At 42.4% G+C, this 19694-nt stretch carries 14 protein-coding genes and 1 pseudogene; 12 read left to right on the plus strand and 3 right to left on the minus strand.

What is annotated here, in order from left to right:
- The first annotated feature begins 148 nt into the window (after window positions 1-148).
- The 3 genes from DESOR_RS10250 (at window position 149) to dinB (ending at window position 5556) form a co-directional block, all read left to right on the plus strand.
- Window positions 149-3931, plus strand: coding sequence for a phosphoribosylformylglycinamidine synthase (locus tag DESOR_RS10250; RefSeq protein WP_042332130.1), 3783 nt, complete (start codon window positions 149-151; stop codon window positions 3929-3931).
- Window positions 3932-4062: 131 nt separating this feature from the next.
- Complete coding sequence (locus DESOR_RS10255; protein ID WP_014184531.1) at window positions 4063-4371, plus strand: hypothetical protein; 309 nt, start codon at window positions 4063-4065, stop codon at window positions 4369-4371.
- An 18-nt stretch (window positions 4372-4389) separates the two neighbouring features.
- On the plus strand, window positions 4390-5556 hold the full coding sequence (gene dinB, locus DESOR_RS10260) for a DNA polymerase IV (RefSeq protein ID WP_014184532.1): 1167 nt from the start codon (window positions 4390-4392) through the stop codon (window positions 5554-5556).
- A gap of 50 nt (window positions 5557-5606) precedes the next feature.
- Here the strand turns inward: dinB and DESOR_RS10265 are convergent, their stop codons facing one another.
- The 3 genes and pseudogenes from DESOR_RS10265 to DESOR_RS30230 all read right to left on the minus strand — a co-directional run.
- The gene (locus DESOR_RS10265) at window positions 5607-6506 is read right to left on the minus strand and encodes a LysR family transcriptional regulator (RefSeq protein WP_014184533.1); all 900 of its coding nucleotides are present in this window, start codon (window positions 6504-6506) and stop codon (window positions 5607-5609) included.
- 218 nt (window positions 6507-6724) lie between these two features.
- On the minus strand, window positions 6725-6868 hold the full coding sequence (locus DESOR_RS28810; RefSeq protein WP_158309022.1) for a hypothetical protein: 144 nt from the start codon (window positions 6866-6868) through the stop codon (window positions 6725-6727).
- Between the two features lie 238 nt (window positions 6869-7106).
- Window positions 7107-7663 (minus strand): annotated as a pseudogene (locus DESOR_RS30230) (transposase); the annotation flags it as partial.
- A gap of 406 nt (window positions 7664-8069) precedes the next feature.
- Here DESOR_RS30230 and DESOR_RS10270 point away from each other — a divergent pair.
- The 9 genes from DESOR_RS10270 (at window position 8070) to DESOR_RS29325 (ending at window position 19665) form a co-directional block, all read left to right on the plus strand.
- Window positions 8070-9419: an MFS transporter gene (locus DESOR_RS10270; RefSeq protein ID WP_014184534.1), complete on the plus strand. Its 1350-nt coding sequence runs from the start codon at window positions 8070-8072 to the stop codon at window positions 9417-9419.
- 99 nt (window positions 9420-9518) lie between these two features.
- On the plus strand, window positions 9519-11576 hold the full coding sequence (locus tag DESOR_RS10275) for an alkaline phosphatase family protein (RefSeq protein WP_014184535.1): 2058 nt from the start codon (window positions 9519-9521) through the stop codon (window positions 11574-11576).
- A gap of 745 nt (window positions 11577-12321) precedes the next feature.
- Window positions 12322-12816, plus strand: coding sequence for a hypothetical protein (locus tag DESOR_RS10280; protein WP_014184536.1), 495 nt, complete (start codon window positions 12322-12324; stop codon window positions 12814-12816).
- A 14-nt stretch (window positions 12817-12830) separates the two neighbouring features.
- Window positions 12831-13661 (plus strand): ABC transporter ATP-binding protein, encoded by an 831-nt coding sequence (locus DESOR_RS10285; RefSeq protein ID WP_014184537.1) that lies wholly within the window; start codon window positions 12831-12833, stop codon window positions 13659-13661.
- A 68-nt stretch (window positions 13662-13729) separates the two neighbouring features.
- A complete protein-coding gene (locus DESOR_RS10290) occupies window positions 13730-14617 on the plus strand; it encodes a hypothetical protein (RefSeq protein ID WP_148265259.1) in 888 nt (295 codons plus the stop codon).
- Between the two features lie 326 nt (window positions 14618-14943).
- A complete protein-coding gene (locus DESOR_RS10295) occupies window positions 14944-15270 on the plus strand; it encodes a thioredoxin family protein (RefSeq protein WP_014184539.1) in 327 nt (108 codons plus the stop codon).
- Between the two features lie 21 nt (window positions 15271-15291).
- Window positions 15292-16506, plus strand: coding sequence for an FAD-dependent oxidoreductase (locus DESOR_RS10300; RefSeq protein ID WP_014184540.1), 1215 nt, complete (start codon window positions 15292-15294; stop codon window positions 16504-16506).
- A gap of 546 nt (window positions 16507-17052) precedes the next feature.
- Window positions 17053-19275, plus strand: a complete 2223-nt coding sequence (locus DESOR_RS10305; protein ID WP_014184541.1) for a YcdB/YcdC domain-containing protein — start codon at window positions 17053-17055, stop codon at window positions 19273-19275.
- Between the two features lie 231 nt (window positions 19276-19506).
- Entirely contained in the window at window positions 19507-19665 is a 159-nt protein-coding gene (locus tag DESOR_RS29325; RefSeq protein WP_158309024.1) for a hypothetical protein, read from the plus strand.
- Window positions 19666-19694 lie beyond the last annotated feature (29 nt).

Genomic DNA, 19694 nt, shown 5'->3' on the forward strand with positions numbered 1-19694 from the left:
GAATGGCCCTTTAACACTTTTAATTCGAGTAAAATCATGGTATTATGCAAACTAAGAGAATTCAGCGTCAGCTATGATTGCGGAAGAAGGCCATAGTCAAGTGCTATGGCCTTATACATATTTAAAACAACAACTGATGGAGGATGATATGGAAGTACAGGCTGTAAAACGAATCTATGTGGAAAAAAGGTCGGGCTATGATATTGAAGCCCAAGGTCTCTATAATGACTTAATCGAGAATTTAGGGATCAAAGGACTACAAGGCTTGAGAGTCATTAACCGCTATGATATTTCTGGAATTACGGATGAGGAGTACGTGAAGTCCCGTCCCATTATCTTTGCTGAGCCGCCTCTGGATTTAGTGTATGACGAAGAACTGGAAATTTCCAAGGAAGACCGAGTCTTTGCCATGGAATATTTACCTGGTCAGTATGACCAGCGGGCAGATTCCGCAGCCCAGTGCGTACAGATTTTAACTCAGAAGGAGCGCCCCACCATTGCTTCAGCTAAAGTCATGGTGCTGAAGGGGCAGCTATCTGATGAGGAGTTTCAGAAAATCAAGGATTATTGCATTAACCCTGTTGAATCCCGGGAAGCAAGTCTGGAGAAGCCGGACAGATTAGAGTTCGATTCGGAAATTCCGCAGGATGTAGCAATTATTGATGGCTTTATTGAAATGCCGGCACCGGAACTTCTTAAGTTCTTTCAAGAAACGGGACTGGCCATGAGCTATGAGGATTTAGAGTTCTGCCAGAAGTATTTCCGTGAGAATGAGCAGCGAAATCCGTCAATTACTGAAATTCGAGTTATTGACACCTATTGGTCGGACCATTGCCGGCATACCACCTTTAATACGAAGATTGATGCTGTTTCTTTGCCGGAGGGGGACTTCGCCCGCCCGCTGAACCAGGCCTATCAGGAATATCTGGCCTCCAGGGATTATGTCTATGGACCTGCTGCCTCCCAGCGGGATGTCTGTCTGATGGACATCGCTGTCTTAGGGATGAAAGAGCTGAAAAAGCGGGGAGAACTGCCGGACCTGGATCTCTCGGATGAGATCAATGCCTGCAGTATTGTTGTCAACGTGGATATAGATGGACAGGATGAAGAATGGTTAGTGATGTTTAAAAATGAAACTCATAACCATCCTACAGAAATTGAGCCCTTTGGCGGCGCTGCTACCTGCTTGGGAGGAGCTATCCGCGATCCCTTGTCCGGCCGTACCTATGTCTACCAAGCCATGCGGGTAACGGGAAGCGGAGATCCCAGAGCCAAACTGGAGGACACACTGCCGGGCAAATTGCCGCAAAGCAAAATCACCCGGGGAGCAGCCGCAGGCTACAGCTCCTATGGCAATCAAATCGGCTTGGCTACGGGACAGGTAACGGAAGTCTACGATGAAGGGTTTATCGCTAAACGTATGGAAGTCGGGGCAGTGATCGCAGCTGCTCCCCGTAAAAATGTGGTTCGGGAAGCTCCTCAGCCTGGGGATATCGTCGTTTTAGTCGGCGGCAGAACCGGGCGGGACGGCTGCGGCGGAGCGACAGGTTCTTCCAAAGAACATACTACGGAGTCGCTGTTGACTTGCGGAGCCGAGGTTCAAAAGGGCAACCCTCCTACGGAACGGAAAATTCAGCGCCTTTTCCGCAATGAACAGGTCAGCAGGATGATTAAACGCTGTAATGATTTTGGGGCAGGCGGCGTATCCGTTGCCATTGGTGAATTAACGGATGGTTTAGAGATTAACCTGGATGCCGTCCCCAAAAAATATGAAGGCCTTGACGGAACAGAACTGGCCATTTCGGAATCTCAGGAGCGTATGGCAGTTGTTATTCGTGCTGAGGATTTTGAGGGCTTTGTAAAATATGCTCAAGAGGAAAACCTGGAAGCAACCTTAGTCGCCCAGGTAAGTGTACAGCCCCGTCTGACCATGAAGTGGCGGGGAAAGAAAATCGTTGATCTCAGCCGGGAGTTTCTTAATACAAACGGCGTAAAACAGAGGACAACCATTCAGGCCGGTTTGCCTGAAGCAGAAAACAACTACTTCCGCAAACTGCCGGAAAAAGCAAATCAAACCTCTTTAAAAGATGCCTGGCTGGCGAATTTATCCGATTTGAACGTCTGCAGTCAAAAAGGCTTGGTGGAGAGGTTTGACAGCACTATTGGGATGGCGTCTGTGCTGATGCCCTTAGGCGGAAAATATCAGCTCACCCCTGCGGAAGGTATGGTGGCTAAACTCCCGGTGCTGGCAGGAGAAACCAAGACAGCAACCATAATGACCTATGGCTATAACCCTCAATTAGCGAAGTGGAGTCCTTTTCATGGAGCTTTATATGCCGTCGTTGATGCCGTCACCAAGGTTGTAGCTTTGGGAGGGGATTACCGCCAGGTTCGCCTTACCCTGCAGGAGTATTTTGAACGCTTAGGCAAAGATCCGGAAAAATGGGGGAAACCTTTCAGCGCTTTGCTGGGAGCCTTTTACGCTCAGAAGAAGTTAGGTATCCCGGCTATCGGCGGTAAAGACAGCATGTCAGGAACTTTCATGGATTTAAATGTCCCGCCAACTTTGGTAGCCTTTGCGGTTACTGTGGGAGATGCCGGTAAAGTTGTGTCACAAGAATTCAAAAAGAGCGGCAGTCAGGTTGTCTTAATCAAAGGGGTTCGTGACGAAAACGAGATTCCGGACTTCCGGAATCTAAGCAAGAACTATACAGCCATTCATAACCTGATTCAAGGCGAAAAGGTTTTGGCTGCTCATACTGTACGGGTGGGAGGGCTGGCAGCAGCCCTCAGCAAAATGGCCTTTGGCAATGGTATTGGTCTGGTCTTCAGGGATTCCATAGATAGTCAAGATTTGTTTTCTCCGGACTATGGTTCCATAGTCCTGGAGATTGCTGACTCCATTGACCTGTCCGAAGCTTTGGCAGGTATTGAGTACCAACCCTTGGGAGTCACCCAGGCTGCCCCGGTAATCTCAGTTAATGGTGTGGATATTGACCTCGAGGCAGCTCAAAAGGCTTGGGAAAACCCTCTGGAGAAAGTCTTTCCCACTCAGACTGAAAAGGTTGCCGAACCCCAAAGCATAAGCTATAAATTGCGGAATACCCAGCCCCCTTCTGGGAAAGTGGCAAAACCCAGGATCTTTATTCCGGTTTTTCCGGGAACGAATTGCGAATACGATTCGGCTAAGGCCTTTGAGAAAGCCGGAGGTATCGTTGAAACCTTAGTCATCAGAAATCTCAGCGCTTCCCAAGTAGAGCAATCCATCCATGAGATGGTTAAAAAAATTAATCAGGCCCAAATCGTTATGCTCCCGGGAGGCTTCAGCGCCGGGGACGAACCAGATGGTTCCGGCAAATTCATTGCTACAATGTTCCGGAATCCCTGGATTAGTGAGGCAGTAGCTGAGCTGATGAATCAAAGGGATGGCCTGATGCTGGGAATTTGTAATGGCTTTCAGGCTTTAATCAAGCTTGGCCTGGTACCCTATGGCGAAATTGTTGATTTAATGGAGGATTATCCAACACTGACCTATAACAAAATAGGCCGTCACGTTTCCAGTATGGTTCAAACCAAAGTAGTTTCTGTTTTATCGCCATGGTTTAGCGGCGTTAATCTGGGTGACATTCATACCGTACCTGTTTCTCACGGGGAAGGGCGGTTTGTCGCTAGCCCGGAGATTATCCAGACCTTAATCGACAATGGACAAGTTGCTACTCAATATGTGGATCTGACGGGGAAACCCAGCAATGAAGTAATTTATACGCCCAATGGTTCCTTTGAAGCCATTGAGGGCATTACCAGCCCAGACGGACGAATTTTGGGTAAAATGGCTCATTCCGAAAGAACGGGTTCGGAGATTGCCAAAAATGTCCCGGGGAATAAATATCAACCTATTTTTGAGGGCGGGGTCAACTATTTCAGAGGCTAGAGAGGAGTTTGTTGGTTCCGACGCTGAATTAGTTGAACTTTATAGGTTTGTTACAAAGGGTTTTTAGTATGTTTTGACGAATTTTCATTTTAGACTAAGTAAATCATTGAATTTTAGGAGTGAAGTTTAAATTGTTAACAACATTTGATAGTGCTGTCGTCACTGTAGAAGACAAAACAATTGCGGTTGTGTCTGTCAAACCTGGAGTATTTCAAAATTCTTTTAATGCGTCCATGGTTATTAAAGGATTGCTTCCTGCTTTTCCGGGGATGCCGGTTATGCTCATGACCATAGATCCTAAAGGAAATCCTGCCTTTTTTGGTCGATCCGACCTTATCCTTCTCCTGGAAAGCATTGACATCAAACAAGCATCATGGAAGGAAGTAAAAGCAGATATTGACTTAACCAACTCTTGTCCAATGAAAGAAGACGAACAGTAACCATAGTCGAGGTTAAAGATGGACATTTGGGCGAACTGTCGAAAAATATTGCATGTGGATATGGATGCTTTCTATGCTTCCGTGGAGCAGCGGGATGACCCTTCTTTGAAAGGTAAGCCCGTTGTCGTGGGAGGCAAACCTGAAAGCCGCGGGGTTGTATCGGCGGCATCCTATGAAGCCCGCAAGTACGGTATCCACTCGGCAATGCCTCTGGCAGAAGCATTGCGACGCTGTCCGGAAGCTGTGTTTCTGCCGGTGAATGGGCGGAAATACCAGGATGTATCGGCACAGATCATGGAGATTTTTTTGACGTATACTCCCTTAGTTGAGCCGCTGTCCTTAGATGAAGCATTCTTGGATATTACGGCATCGACAAGTCTCTTTGGCTCTGCAGAAAAAATAGCTTTGACCATTAAACAACGTATTCAACAAGAGCTGGACCTAATGGCATCGGTTGGCGTGGCTTGTAATAAGTTTTTAGCAAAATTGGCCTCAGATCTGAAAAAACCGGATGGTTTTGTGATTGTTCCGCCGGATAAAATTCAAGAGTTTCTTGACCCCCTGCCAGTAGAAAGAATTTGGGGAGTCGGAGATAAAACGGCACAGCAGCTCCATAGATGCCATGTGAAGACTGTTAAGGATTTGCGTCGTTTGGAGCTGAAGGATTTAACGAAGCTTTTCGGCACCCTAGGAACTCAGCTTTATCATTTGGCGCGGGGCATGGACGAGCGGCCCGTAGAAAGTGATAGGACGGTTAAATCTATCGGCCATGAGACCACCTTTGCCCAGGATCTCGCGGATTATGAAGTGCTGAAGACCACTTTGTTAAAACTGGCCATTGACGTAGGGCGGAGACTGCGAAAAAAATCCCTGAAAGGCAAGACCGTCACCATCAAAGTAAGGTACGCTGACTTTCGGACTTTGACTCGTTCTCACACCCTTTTGTGCGCCACGGATCTTGACGACGTGATTTATCAGGAAGCCTGCTCTTTGCTGGAGGAAGTTTCCCTTAAAGAACCCCTCCGCTTGATTGGTGTGACAATGCACAATTTAACAGACCGGACAGAAAATCAGCTTTCGCTGTTTGAAGATCCTCAGCCGGACAAAGAAGCCCTCACCAAAGCCCTGGATTTAGTTAAAGAAAAATATGGGGAAAAGAGTATTACCCGAGCAAGGCTATTATAAGAATTGTAAAAAGGCATCCGCTAGTTTTTAGTGGACTGCCTTTTTTAAAATTACAGAAAAGATTTAAAAGACTTTAAAAATTCCTGAGCCTGAGGGGTAATTGTGGAATCATTTTTCCATATATATCCCACTGCATAATCCATATCATCTCTAATTGGTATATAGGTGACATGATCTTTAATAAAAAATGGACTTTTAGAGACAACATAGTGACTGGCAAATCCAATGGCCCGGCCTTCGCTTATTAGCTTGAATCCTGTTTCCATATTATTAGACTTTAATACAATATTGGGTTCTCCATAATCGTATTGGTCATCCAAACCATCTTCATAGAAATCAGATACGACTATAGGACATTTAAGTGCTTCTTTAAAAGTGATGGTTTTATTTTTCGAAATAGGAGAGTTTTTGGAGGCATACACATAAAGTTTACTTTTAGATAACTGTTCATAACGAACTCCTTCTAGCAAATTATGCTTACAAAGTAACAACTTTGTTGAAGTAATTAAGCCAATATCGCCGAGTCCCTTTTGAATATTATTAATAATATTCTGAATGCTTTCTTCTATAATTTTTATAGAAATATTGGCATGGACTTCAGAAAACGAATTAATTACCTCAGGTATTATGGAATGGCTGATTGTCGGAACGGTATAAACAAGCAGTTTACCGCTCAGTGAATTAACTTTTGATTTTTGCTCCAGCGCATTTCCTTTGATTTTCTCACATAAAGATAAAATCTGCTCCGCATATTGTACGGTTTCTTCTCCAATTTTTGTTAATTTCAAGCCCTGAGCATCTCGATAGAATAAATTAGCGCCTACTTCATTCTCCAAACTCTTCAAGGCTTCACTTATTGTTGGTTGACTGACATATATTAGCTTCGATGTTAAGCTAATAGATTTATTTTTATACACTTCAACAAGGTAATATAATTGTTTTAACCTCACTTAATTAGCCCCCTAATTCATAAAAGTTTAGAGACCCTAACTAACTTAACAATATTAATAACTCAACTTTCCACCTCAGCTGGGAATATCAGTTCCAAGGGAGTCATGCGGCCGATAGGTGTTGTACATAACTATGTAGGAGTTGATGCCGTTCAAAGCTCTCGCAGGGTCTGATATAGACGTCATTATACTTGATGCTGCGAAAAAACGCTTGGTCCTCACATTATCCAGGGCTTGGCCTTGGCATCCATTGAAATACGGATCTCATTATCGTCTAGAAGTTTAAGGTAGTCTCCGGATTGGTAAAATCGACTGCCTTGGTCGCTATACATAATTTCTGGTTTGCAGCTATACCAGTCCATGATAATGAAAATGTACATGAAGCCTTTTCCAATTTGATAGATTGTGATTGTGATAGTATTCATTAACTGGATTAAACGCTGGACTCATTTATGGTTGATTAAATCCCCCCTTCGAAGAATTTCTGTGATCTTACGATAGCCTAAGGTTCAGGTGTGATTTGGTCACTTTGAAAAAGCTTCGATACCCCAACGCACGCATTCCATAAATCTTACAATCTCAGAATTATCTATGGCAATCTCTGCGGTTGTTACGATTTTGGACGAAGACAACCTTAAGTGATGACCCTGGTTATGGTTTGAACACGAACTGAGCTTGGAATTTCTGCTTTGTGGTTTTAGGGATTTTAGCAGAAAGCTCACTTAGACTTAACGTATTTCCCTCGAAACAATAACGTTGTTTGAGTTCTTTTACCATTCCAATGGTGAAGTCCCTTATCCATCTGTTTTTGTAGAAGTGGAGCATGAGTAAACCAACTATCTATAAAACGTAATCTCCGAAAATCCCGCATTGAGAGCTCTTTCAAGCATTTGTACGACGGCATCCGGTTTAGGATTCATCGCTTCTATGCGACGCTTATAGCCAGTGGATCGTTTGTTCAAGTCTTCTCTCATTTCACAAAGGCGGTTTTTAATCCTAACCGGACTCATCAACGTGAAATCTATGGGTGCAAAGCTGTAGCCATCAGACCAAACCTGCGTGAATAAGCTATAGCTACAGATAAAGTGACCAGAAACATAGTCAAAGATTCGGGCTAATAGTTCAACTTTCTTACTTCTTTCTCGTCTCTGGGGTGAAGGTAACTTTCGCTATGCCAAAGTTGAGTTAATAATATATCTTAGAAAATAATAATGCAACTATTTGTATGCTGTGTAATACTTAGGAACAGCAGTGTACTGGATGGTTGCTGTTATAGTATAAAATAAAATTTTACCTAATTTAAAGAGCAAGAATATCAAAACAACCAATTGGACTATAGCCTTTGGATATCATACAATAAAATTAGTTTATGACCTTAATAAACTTTCAGATGGGAGGTGGTTCCCCCTATTGTCTTGGCGCCAAAGACAAAGAATCAAGTAAACCTTACACAATATAGATTTAATTTAATAATCAAGAGTATAAATTTCTTTTTTGAAAATGAAATACTGTGAAAGCAAGGGTATTGAGAACAAGATTAGTTTATAAAAGGAGAGAGTTTGCGTGGCCGGATCTACAGTAAATGGAGCCGCATTTTTTGATGGAAGGGAAATTAGCCGTTGTCAAAGACAATTCCTATGGATAGCTGCTCTCGCATATGCATTTGATCAGGTGGATATTATGAATTTTGCTTTTGCCTCTCCTGTATTGATGAAGAGCTACGGTTGGACTATGGAGAATGTGGCTCGCGTCAATTCGTCTAATATGATTGGCATGTTTTTCGGAGCACTTTTCGGAGGCTGGATAGCTGACAGGATTGGACGAAAACGGGGACTGATTACTTGTATTGCAATTTTCTCATTAGCTTCTCTGATAACTGCTAGCATGGTTGATTATCAAGCTTATGTTGTTCTGCGTTTCTTTGCAGGTTTCGGCACTATTGGAATGGTAACAATCGCAATGGGTTATATTTCAGAAATGATGCCCGCAGAACGAAGAGGTAAGGTACAGGCAATGACAATTGCAAGCGGAACTATTGCAATACCAATGGCCGCTATTTTTGCAAAAATTATTATTCCTATTTCGCCGAATTCCTGGCGTTGTATATTTATTCTAGGCGGATTAGGCATAATCTTAATATTTTTTTCTTTCAAAATGCTTAGGGAGTCGCCACGCTGGCTGGTTTCAAAAGGACGTTTAGAAGAGGCGGCCAGAGTTCTTGAAGAAATATCACCGGGAGCAACCCTTCCGGATAACGCCTATGAACTAGCAAGAAACAAAAATGCCAGTTATGCCGAGACCATTAAGGTTATCTTCAGCAAGAACTATATTGGAAGAACTATTACTGTATTCATCGTTGTTTTCGCAGCAACATTGGGAACTTTCTATTTGATGGCTTTTTATCCTGCCGTTCATTTGAAAATGGGCTTTACAGCATCAATGATTGCATCTCTTGCCATTTATCAAAATTTAACGGTCCCCTTTGGTGATTTTGGTGTCTCGTTTGTTGCGGACAAAGGAGGAAGAAAAAATCCAATCGTTGTCTATTTCCTCATTTCAGGCTTTCTGTTCATTTTACAAGGATTGTTCAGTAATACATTACCTATCAGCATTATTTTCTTGATTAGAGGATTATTTACTTCCGGTGCTATGACATTGACCTGGACATATCTTGCAGAGTCTTATCCGACACATATCCGGGCCAGTGCCAATGGAATCATGTTCGGAACCGGAAGGATATTGGCATCACTTTTGCTGTTCACTGTTCCGCTTGTATTCCAAACATATGGTTATTTTGGAGTACATTTGGTCAACGGATTGCTGTATATCGTTCCGGCATTTGTCGTATTAGCAGTCGGGCAGAAAACGGCTAAGATTTCTCTCGAAGCATTACATTTATCAAAAGATATGTAAATAAATACTTCAATTCAGTCGGGGCTGTTCTGGGTGGGTGGATTGGGGAAATAGCTGGGTTTATACAAATAAAATATATTAGAGGAGGACAAAAAAATAATGCAAAGAAAAGCAGCAACCGAAAAAGTATTGTGTCTGGGCGTAGATGGCATGGATCCCAGACTGACGCGTAAGTATGTGGATAAAGGTATAATGCCGAATACAAAAAGGCTACTGGAATGGGGCGCCGCCCGTGAAGATTTAGTTCTACTTGGCGGGCATCCGACGGTAACGCCTCCGATGTGGACGACCCTGGCCACAGGAACTAATTCCAATGTCCACGGGATCACAGGGTTTTGGAGAAAATCCAGTAATAAAACATTGGACTTTATGGATTATAACCTTGACTCAAGATTGTGCAAGGCAGAACCGGTTTGGAACTGTTTTGCCGAGGCGGGAAAAAAGACACTGGTATGGCATTGGCCGGGCAGCTCTTGGCCTCCAACCTCAGACAGTCCGAATTTAATGGTTGTCGACGGAACATCCCCCGGAAGTGTCGGTATGGCTGTTTCTACAGTCGATCCGGAGTTTCTTGTTGAAGCTGATGCTGAAATAAAAGAGTTGGGCATTGCGCCTAAAGGAAACGTTCAAAGTGTCGCCCCCTGCGTTGTCGAGAACCTTGATGTTGGTTCCACGAAAGCCGATTCGGAAGCAGGTGTAAAAACCGACCAGGGCTTGACAGATGGAAGTTTTAGCACCGGCATGTCTCTCAGAGTATTGATTATGGGTGAAGAGCAACAGATGACTGGCATAACCGAAGCTCAGTTAGATGTGTTAAGATCTCCGATTAAAGAACCGAGCGGCTGGGAACATGCGCCTGAAGGAGCCAAAGAATTCATTGTGATGTTTTCCAAGGGATTACTGCGCCGCCCCTGTTTAATTTTAAAAGGCGATAATGGCGAGTATAACCGGGTAGCTATTTATAAGAGCAAAAAAGATGCCGAACCTATCGCTGTCCTGGAACCGGGTGTTATGACCAGACAAGTAGTTGACGAAGGAATGAAAGCGAACGGAAATAAATTCCGCGTTAGCCGGAACATAAAGCTATTATCGATTAAACCGGACGGATCCAAACTGAACATGTGGGTATCAAGCGGTATGGATATTGATAATGACAGTGTCTGGCATCCTAAGAGAATCTACAAGGAAATTACGGAAAATGTCGGATATATTACACCGACTACAATGGTCGGCTGCCAGGATAAAACCTTGATTACCGACATAATGCTGGACAACTGGTACAGTACAGCGGATTGGCAGTCGGCTGCGATTTTGCACTTAATTGAAACCGAGGATTTAGATGCCGTATTTTCCCATTTCCATGCAATTGACTTGCAGGCGCATATGTTCATCAAGCATCTGGCTGAAAAGGACTTTAACAGATTGCCGCGCGAAGATTATGAAAAATTCATGGAAGATATATATATTCAAACCGATTATTATCTTGGTAAATTCATTCATCTTATGGATGAAGGCTGGACGATATCCGTCTTTTCCGATCATGCTCAGGTAGCGTCAAAACACGATATTCCGTTCCTTGGCGAAATTGCGGGTGTAAATGTTCGAGTAATGCAGGAACTTGGATTTACCGTCTTGAAGACTGATGAAAACGGCAACGAACTTCCTGAAATCGATTGGGAAAAAACCAGAGCCATCGCCCAGCGCGAAGGACACATTTACATTAACCTTAAGGGCAGGGAATCAACCGGTATTGTCGATCCGGCAGACCAATACGAGCTCGAAGAAGAAATCATGACTGCCTTATATGGTTATAAGGATAAAAAGACAGGACACCGGGTTGTATCCGTTGCTTTGAGAAATAGAGATGCGGTTCTGCTCGGACAGGGGGGACCTGAGGCAGGAGATATCTATTATTGCTTAGCAGAAGGATACAACTATGATCACGCCGACTGCTTGTCTACGACTTTGGGTGAAGGGGACACATCCATATCACCGATATTCTTTGTTGCGGGCAATGGTGTCAAAAAAGGATATTACACGGACAGGTTAATCCGCCAGATAGATTTTGCCCCGACCATGGCCGTACTTGGCGGAGTACGCATGCCGGCCCAATGTGAAGGTGCTCCCATGTATCAGATTCTTGAAGAAGAATATTAAAACTTAAATTATTTAAACGAAAAGTATAAACATGATTAAGTCTTATCTTTAAATAACGCATGAAACAGAACACAATCCGTTCTCATACTACGGAGAGCGGATTGTTGGCTTGCCCCCTATATTTTGGACAAATTCCCCTCTTAAGTAACTTTCTCATAGGGATACACTAGATGCTATAGTTATTCAGTTCTTTGTATAAATCCGCGAACTTGACAATGAGCCTCAGTGGGCGTGATGTTCGACAGTTGGGCGCTTATACCGTCTAGCGATAAAGCCTATCACGCCCACCTTCATGTTAAGCTGACTAAGAATGATAGCTCATAACGAGTTAAGCATTCATCTTCCAAAATAGAGTTAAAAGATTCGATAGGAGCATTTTCATTAAGCGTTTTAACAGGAATTCGTTCATATCCTAAGTTGTGGGCTGCACAGAATTTGCCAAATACCTGGCGGTCCATTGTTACTTCGGATTATTAATTTTTCCACTTTATGATAGGGTTGCCGTCGTAGTAACGATCTCTTTGCAGAGTCGGTAAACCTTCTTCTTGTTGATCTTTAAACCCTTGCTTATTCTGGAGAACCTTAGTATGTCTTTCAATTCTAATGAATAATTATGCCTAGTCACCTAAGCCATCCTCTCGAAAATAGTTTTATTATATAGAGAGTTGATCTGTCCAAGTTCATTAAGGGGCTAACTAGTTGTGTTCTATTAAGCTTTAGAATAAGTAAACGGAGTGTGTTAATTGTGGATTATTCATATAATACGAAGTCACGGCTTGAATCGCTAAAGAAACGCAGTAAACGTTGTTTATGCAAATACTGCGGCAACAAGCTGTCCTTAAAACGCATTATTTTTAGTAATTTGGAACAAGCCCGTCTGGAAATCTTCTGCGAGCAATGCGGTCGGATCGAATACGGCGTCGAACCTGAGATCTATATGAGTGCTAAATATTTCATTGAGAAATTCGGTTTTAATGCCTTCCCCGATATGGATAATAATGAGCTGACAACGCAACGGTCGATTGCCAAGGTTTGTGAAATCATGACGTGGGAAAACAAAAATCTGGGTATTATCAATGAAGAAGGTTTTCAGGTTCAGATAAAAATGAATAAGAACATCATGGGCGAATGTGTCATTTTAACCGATGAAGACATCGCTGGTTTCACGGAAAAAGAGGCTAAAGATTTTGATGCGGAACAGATAAGAGCAATAGATATTGTGGAGATACAAAATACGTGAGGTGGGTTAAATTGATGCGTCCGGTCATTTCTCTCAAAGGATTATCCCACATGACAGGCAGCCGATACCTGCTCAAAGATATCAATTGGGATATCAATCAAGGCGACCACTGGGTGGTCTTTGGCATGAATGGAAGCGGCAAGACGACACTCTTGACTATACTGGCTGGTTTTAAGCCGCTTACGCATGGCTCGTTAACGGTCTTTGGTGAGCCCTATACTAATGATAATGTTTTAGAGATCCGTAAAAGGATCGGATTGGTAAGCGCTTCCTTTTTTGACCAGTATTATACGAGAGAGTCAGCCTTGGATATCGTTTTATCGGGTAAATTTGGTACGTTCGGCATCCGGTATGATATTCAGGATGAAGATATCATCAAAGCAAGAAAACTATTGGTCGAGTTGCATCTGGGAGATAAAATCGATCAATTATTCAATATGATGTCGAAAGGGGAACGCCAAAACGTCTTGATAGCCCGAGCGCTGTTCTCTAATCCTGAAATATTAATCATGGATGAACCGTGTACCGGTCTGGACGTTTATGCAAGGGAACATCTTTTGAATGTAGTCCGGGATCTGGCTGAAAAAACAGATATAGCCATTATTTATGTCACTCACTATACAGAGGAAATTTTAAGTGTCTTTGATCAATGCTTACTCTTGCGTAATGGTTATTGTTATACCATGGGTAAAACCAAAGAAATATTTAATACTAAAAGCTTAAGCGATTTTCTGCGCTTCCCTGTGGATGTAAAGATTGCGGAAGATGAGAAAATCTATATTAAAATGGATATAAAATCGAATGTACGTGATGTGATTCGGGGGAGTGATATATGGCTGCAATAATTTTAACGGTTAATCCTGAAAGAGTTATGCGGCATAGAGACTTGCAGATAGCGGAAGATTTTTCGAGAATGGCTGAACTTGGGTATGTTGACACGGAATTCACCATGTACGGCGCAGCCTATTTAGGTTTAGATAATGAAATGAAATATATCATCAGCGGCAAACGGGATGAAATTTATAAATTTATTGAAACGAGTGCCTATGATAACTTTTGTCCATCTGCTGTAAAGCATTATTCGGAAAATTGTCCTGTGCCATCGGGTTATGAAGAGGAAATTGCCCAACAAGTAAAATTTCGTCTGGCCAAAAAGCTGCAGCAAGATTATAAAAAGCCCATATTCGAGTCCTTGAAATATTTTGCACAGATGGATGGCAATGACGCAGCGTATGATTTGTTACTGGCGGAACAGGAAAATTTGGAGGGCCTTTTCGACAGAGATGCACTAGTGGTTTTTGAAGGTTTGGTTGACCTAGCTTTTCAGAAAAAACTATTAAGTCGAAGAAGCTTGAATGAATTTCAAAAATGGATTAGGAAAGTCAAACTGCAAATGGAAGATGATCTGATTATCAAGGATATCATGGAAAAAACCTTATATGCTTGTGTCTACCGAGCTGAGGGAATATTAAAATATTATATCAATGCCCAGTACGATAGTATTTGTGCCTTTGTATTGAAGGCCCAAAAGCAGGGTTATCGGCCAAGTCCTCTTTTCTATAAAACGTATTACTTCAATTATAGGTATACGTTAATCGATGCCAAAAAAGACTTCAAGGTTATTTTGGAAAAATTGTTAGACGAAGAGTATATGAAAAAATTAGAAGTAATGAATACTATGCGTTCTGTCGTAAGTGGCCATGAATATAGAATGCTTTCTGATAATTACAATAGCAAAATTGGAAGTGGTGATTTAGAAATAATTAAAAAATATGGTATTAAATGGAACGTAAAAGTTTGACTACTCTAGTCTAATATATAACAAAATCCGGTGGTTAAATACGTTATAAAACTTTTAGTTTTATAAATGTGGGCTGAATTTCTTTAGGTAGTTGATTTCTTTGTTCCTTTTCGAGCTATTTTATCATGTAGAAGGTACCTCTTTTTCTGCGTGACAGTGGTTCTGGACAAACTCACGATACCAAATAAGGGAGGTGTTTTCTATTTTTAATGATCATTTTGGAAGAATACCTTCTCCTTTAGCATCATGGGGTTAAACAAACTTTTTCGCTCTGCGAAAGTCAAGTTTTAAAATATAAAAATTTTATTTAAAGGAGTGTTAAGACTATGTCTTTACAGCAATTAAATTCCAATCGTTTCGAAGAAATTATCTATGATAATTGTGAACCCTGTTTAGTTATCTTTTCAAGGAAAGATTGTCATGTGTGTAAAGAAGTGGTGCCCATGCTGGATGAATTAAAGCCTCAGTATGAAGGCAAATTTGGTTTTTATTATGTCGATGTTGAAGAAGATAAGAATTTATTCCAACGTTTTTCTCTAAAAGGTGTTCCCCAAATTCTCTTTTTCAATGATGGAGAGTATCAAGGTAAACTGGCCGGCAAAGCTGAGGAAGAAGCTGTCGAAGAGAAAATTGAGGAAGTTCTGGGAGCTTAAAATGAGAGGGATGTTGGAGTCTTGGAAAATAGTTATGATTTGATTGTTATCGGAGGCGGACCGGCCGGCTTAGCTGCAGCTATTTATGGGGGCAGGGCTAAGCTTAAAACGCTGGTACTTAATAAGGGGACCGTTGGCGGTATGGTAAATACCACCAGAGAAATCGTCAATTATCCCGGCTATGCCCATGTCAGCGGACCGGATCTGATGAAAGATTTCAAGAAGCATGCCGAACACTTTAATGTTGAGTTTTTAAAAGGAGAAGTTGTCGGTGTGGATTTTTCAAAAGAGGATAATGTCATTAAAACAAAAAAGGGGCAGGAGTTAACGGCGAAAGCTGTGATTGTTGCCTGCGGCAGTGAGCCGAGAATGTTAAACATTCCCGGTGAAAAAGCTTTGCGGGGAAGCGGAGTGGCCTATTGTGCGACCTGTGATGCCGAGTTCTTTGAAGGGGAAGATGTTGTCGTCATTGGCAGCGGCGATCAGGCCATTGAAGAAGGGATGTACATCACGAAATTTGCCCGTAAAGTAACTGTGGTGGTTCTCCACGACAAAGAGATTCTTGACTGCAATAAAGTCAGCGCAGAAAGAGCCTTTAATAACGAGAAAATGGAATTTATTTGGAATTCCACCATTGAAGAAGTTCTTGGGGATGGCAATGTGGAAGGTGTAAAACTTAAGAACTTAAAAACCGGTGCCTCATCGGAACTTCCCTGCCAGGGTGTGTTCTTCTTCGTGGGCATGATCCCCTCAACGGGTTTCTTAAAAGACAGCGGTCTTGAAATGGATAAACGCGGGTATATTCCTGTCAACGAAAGTATGGAAACGAACTTAGAAGGGGTCTATGCTGCAGGAGATAATATCGTAAAATATTTGCGGCAAGTTGCCTCTGCAGTGGGTGATGCTGCAACTGCAGCAGTGGCTGCCGAGAGATATCTTGAAGAGTTGCATTACTTCAATTCAAATATCCTGCAAAATGATAAGAAAGTACTATTGTTATTCTTTAACGCCTTAGTCAATGAAAGCCTGGAATTCAGCAGTTTATTAGAAGGAATTCTCAGTGAACAGGGTGATGACTATAAACTGTTTAAAATTGACATGGCTACTAAGAAAAGCTTGGCCGGCAAGTATGGCATAGAACAAGCACCGGCAGTAGTCGTACTGGACAAAGGAGAAGAGATTCAACGTCTGGACTGCAGTATGGATAAAGAAAATTTAAGATCTCAATTATTTTAGACTCATCCGCCAGAGGTTAGTCTATCTATTGCTTAAGATGATTAACGACCGCAAATTAACGTATTCCGGTCGTTTTTTTTTGCACGACGTTTGTCTTACCTAGGCTATTATCGCCTAGGTTTTCCTTTCAAAGTGAGCAGAAACATTAGAAAGCATGCTGGAATGGCTTTATTTTACTGATCAGACGCTTTTTAAGGAAACCTTGCCAACGATTGTGACAGACCGTGGCATCACTACTAAAGAAACCTTTAAAAAATGAAAAAGATGCTTATACCAATGGTTAAACTTTCTATGAAACGAAAGTCGGGTTAAGGTGCCAGCCAGGATTTATAATTCTATGGTTTTAATCGTTGTCGAATAATTAGTGTTATTATCGAAAAAATTTTCGTCAGAAACAGAAGAATAAAGCGTCTATAGATTACGTAAAGATCATGATTGGGGATTTATCCTTAATTTCTTTGCAAGTTTGTTTAATAAAGGAGGAATGTAGTGAGCTGATTTAGAACTAGCATAACAAAGAGAATATAGAGAGGAAGGTAGATAAGAATGAAAAAAACGTGGCGCTCTTTCCTGGCCATGTTTGTAGTTGCTGTTTTGCTGGTACCGGCGGTTTCACCCCTGGCTTTGGCTGGTGAAACGAATATGATAGCAGTTGGAGGCCTGGCTAAGCCGCAAATAAATCTGGAAAAAGCTATTCAGATCGTTAAGGCAAATTTCGAAGTGCCTAGTGACTATACTGACTTTACTTCGAGTTACAATACTTATGATGACAGGCAAGTTTGGGCTTTGCGTTGGAGCGGTACAGCGGAACAACCAGGAGAGTTTGCAGCTGAGGTTAATGCTGTCAACGGGGATATTGTCAGCATGAATTATTGGAACAATGAAGATCAATCCACCAATAGTTCACTGATCCCAGCGATCACAAAAGAAGGAGCTCAAGAAATCAGTGACAAGCTGTTAAGCCGTTTGTTAGGGAAACGGGCAGAGGAGTTAAAGTTTGTTCCTAATGATCAGGAAATTTTGCCTTTAGGCTATGGTCCATTCAATTATTCCCTGCAATATCAGAGACTCATTAATGGTGTGCCTTTCCTCAGCAACGGAGCAAATGTACAAGTTTCAAGCGCGGACGGACACATTACTTCCTATAACCTGACTTGGAACGAGGTTACTGCCCCTGATGCCAATGGCGTCATTAATGCCGACCAGGCACAACAGGCCTTTGCAAAGGCCCCCTTCTTTAAATTGGAATACTGGATTCCCTCGTCCTACAGAATATTGGCAGCCGGGGAAAAGCAGGATGCCAAGCTTGTATACGAATTCCACACGGAAAACGGAGGCGCAATTGATGCTTTCACAGGTCAGCCGATTCAGTTGAGACCAGGGGAGTGGCTCTCTGCAGACTCTCTTGGAGTCGGTGGCATGGGCAGTGCTAAGGCAGATAGATCCAGCATGAACTCAAATGGGCAAGTGCTGACTCCTGAAGAACGTCAAGAAGTTGAACGGACTGAGAAACTCCTGCAGCAAGATGAAGCTATTGCAGCGGTGAAGCGCTGGATTGACGTTCCTGCTTCCTTGACCTTGCGCAGTGCAAATTTAAGCAAAGATTGGCGCAATGCTGATCAGCGTATTTGGAGCTTTGACTGGAGTAATACTGACAGCACGGATAAGAAAGACGGAACTCCTCAATATTTAAGTGCTAGGGTTGACGCTAAAAATGGCGAGTTGCTTGGGTTTTCCCTTTCCAATTCACAGACAGGCAATAATGAAGTTAAGCTGGACCGGGCTGCTGCTCAAAAACTGGCTGAGGAATTTTTAAATCGTGTCCAGCCTGAACGCTTCAAGGAAGTTGCTATAGATCAAGAAGACGATGCCTTGCTCAGTAAAATACCTCCGGAACCGGCGAATAACCAGGCCTTTAATTATCGTCGGGTGGTCAATGGAGTTAGTTTTCCGGCAAACGGGATGATTGTCAATGTCGATCCTGTGACCGGAATTATCACTAATTTTGAACTCGACTGGGCTGACTATAATTTGCCGAGTGTTTCCGGAGTTCTTAGCAAAGAAAAGGCGGTGGGTTCTTTCCTGATGGAACGCCCTTTGACCTTGTCCTATGTTCGCATCTATTCCAATGGGATACCGGGGGGGTTGCGGTTGGTTTATCTTCCCGTTGCGCAGTATCGTGGTGTTGCCAATTCTAATATTTTGGACGCTAAAACCGGAGAATTATTGGATTATCAGGGCCAGCCTATTGAAAAAGGGCCTAAGCCATTTGATTTCACAGATCTAAATGGAGTTGATGGTGCTCAGGAGATTACCGTACTCGGTCAGGCAGGCTTATTTGGGGATTATGGGAACAGCTTTAAACCCTCAGAAAGCATGAGCATTGATTCACTGCTCCGGGCCATGTATTTAAGCCGCTATGGTTTATGGGGAAATAGTAATCTTACAGATCAAGAAATCATGGAAAAAGTCAAAGATCTGGGCTGGCTGAAGGAAGACCTTAAACCAGGAGATCCGGTCAGCCGTGAGCTTTTAGCAAAAGTTCTGCTGCGTTACATTCAATTGAACAGAATTGCAGAACTTAAGAATATTTATAAAGTCGACTTCCAAGATGCTGACCAAATCAGTGCGGATGTCTTAGGCTATGTCGCCATCACTACCAGCAGCGGTATGATCAAGGTTAACGGACAAACCTTTGCACCTGCAGAAAAAGTCAGCCGTGCCGAAGCTGCCACTGCCCTCTTCAGGACATTAGGCTGGCGCAATTAATTAATACCAATGGAATAAAATTGTTCATTCTTGAACAGAAGTTTTCTCTTCTCTTTGAAGGGAGGACTTCTGTTTTTATGTTGCTGAGATCTGAAGGATGGGATTCCGCAGTCTGAAAAAAATGGTTTTGAAAGGTAAGAATATGAAAATATAGAAATTTCTAAAGGAATTGTTATAGTCGTGTTGAAATATATCTTAAAATGCCTAAGTCTTTTTGCTGAGACTTATCTCATGTTAACTAGGGTTAAGCTGCAGACAGAGAATCCGGAAGGCCAAAAAGAAGTGCGTGTCGTTGAAATCGTAGTCAAATTCGTCAGCGCTGACGAATTTGGATTTGGTCACTGGAGGGAAGATTGCCGGAGGTTGGATGAGATATATTTCTACTTATAGGATATAGTGATTGAGGGTTGTTTGTGCCA

Source organism: Desulfosporosinus orientis DSM 765, from assembly GCF_000235605.1.
Classification (GTDB): domain Bacteria; phylum Bacillota; class Desulfitobacteriia; order Desulfitobacteriales; family Desulfitobacteriaceae; genus Desulfosporosinus; species Desulfosporosinus orientis.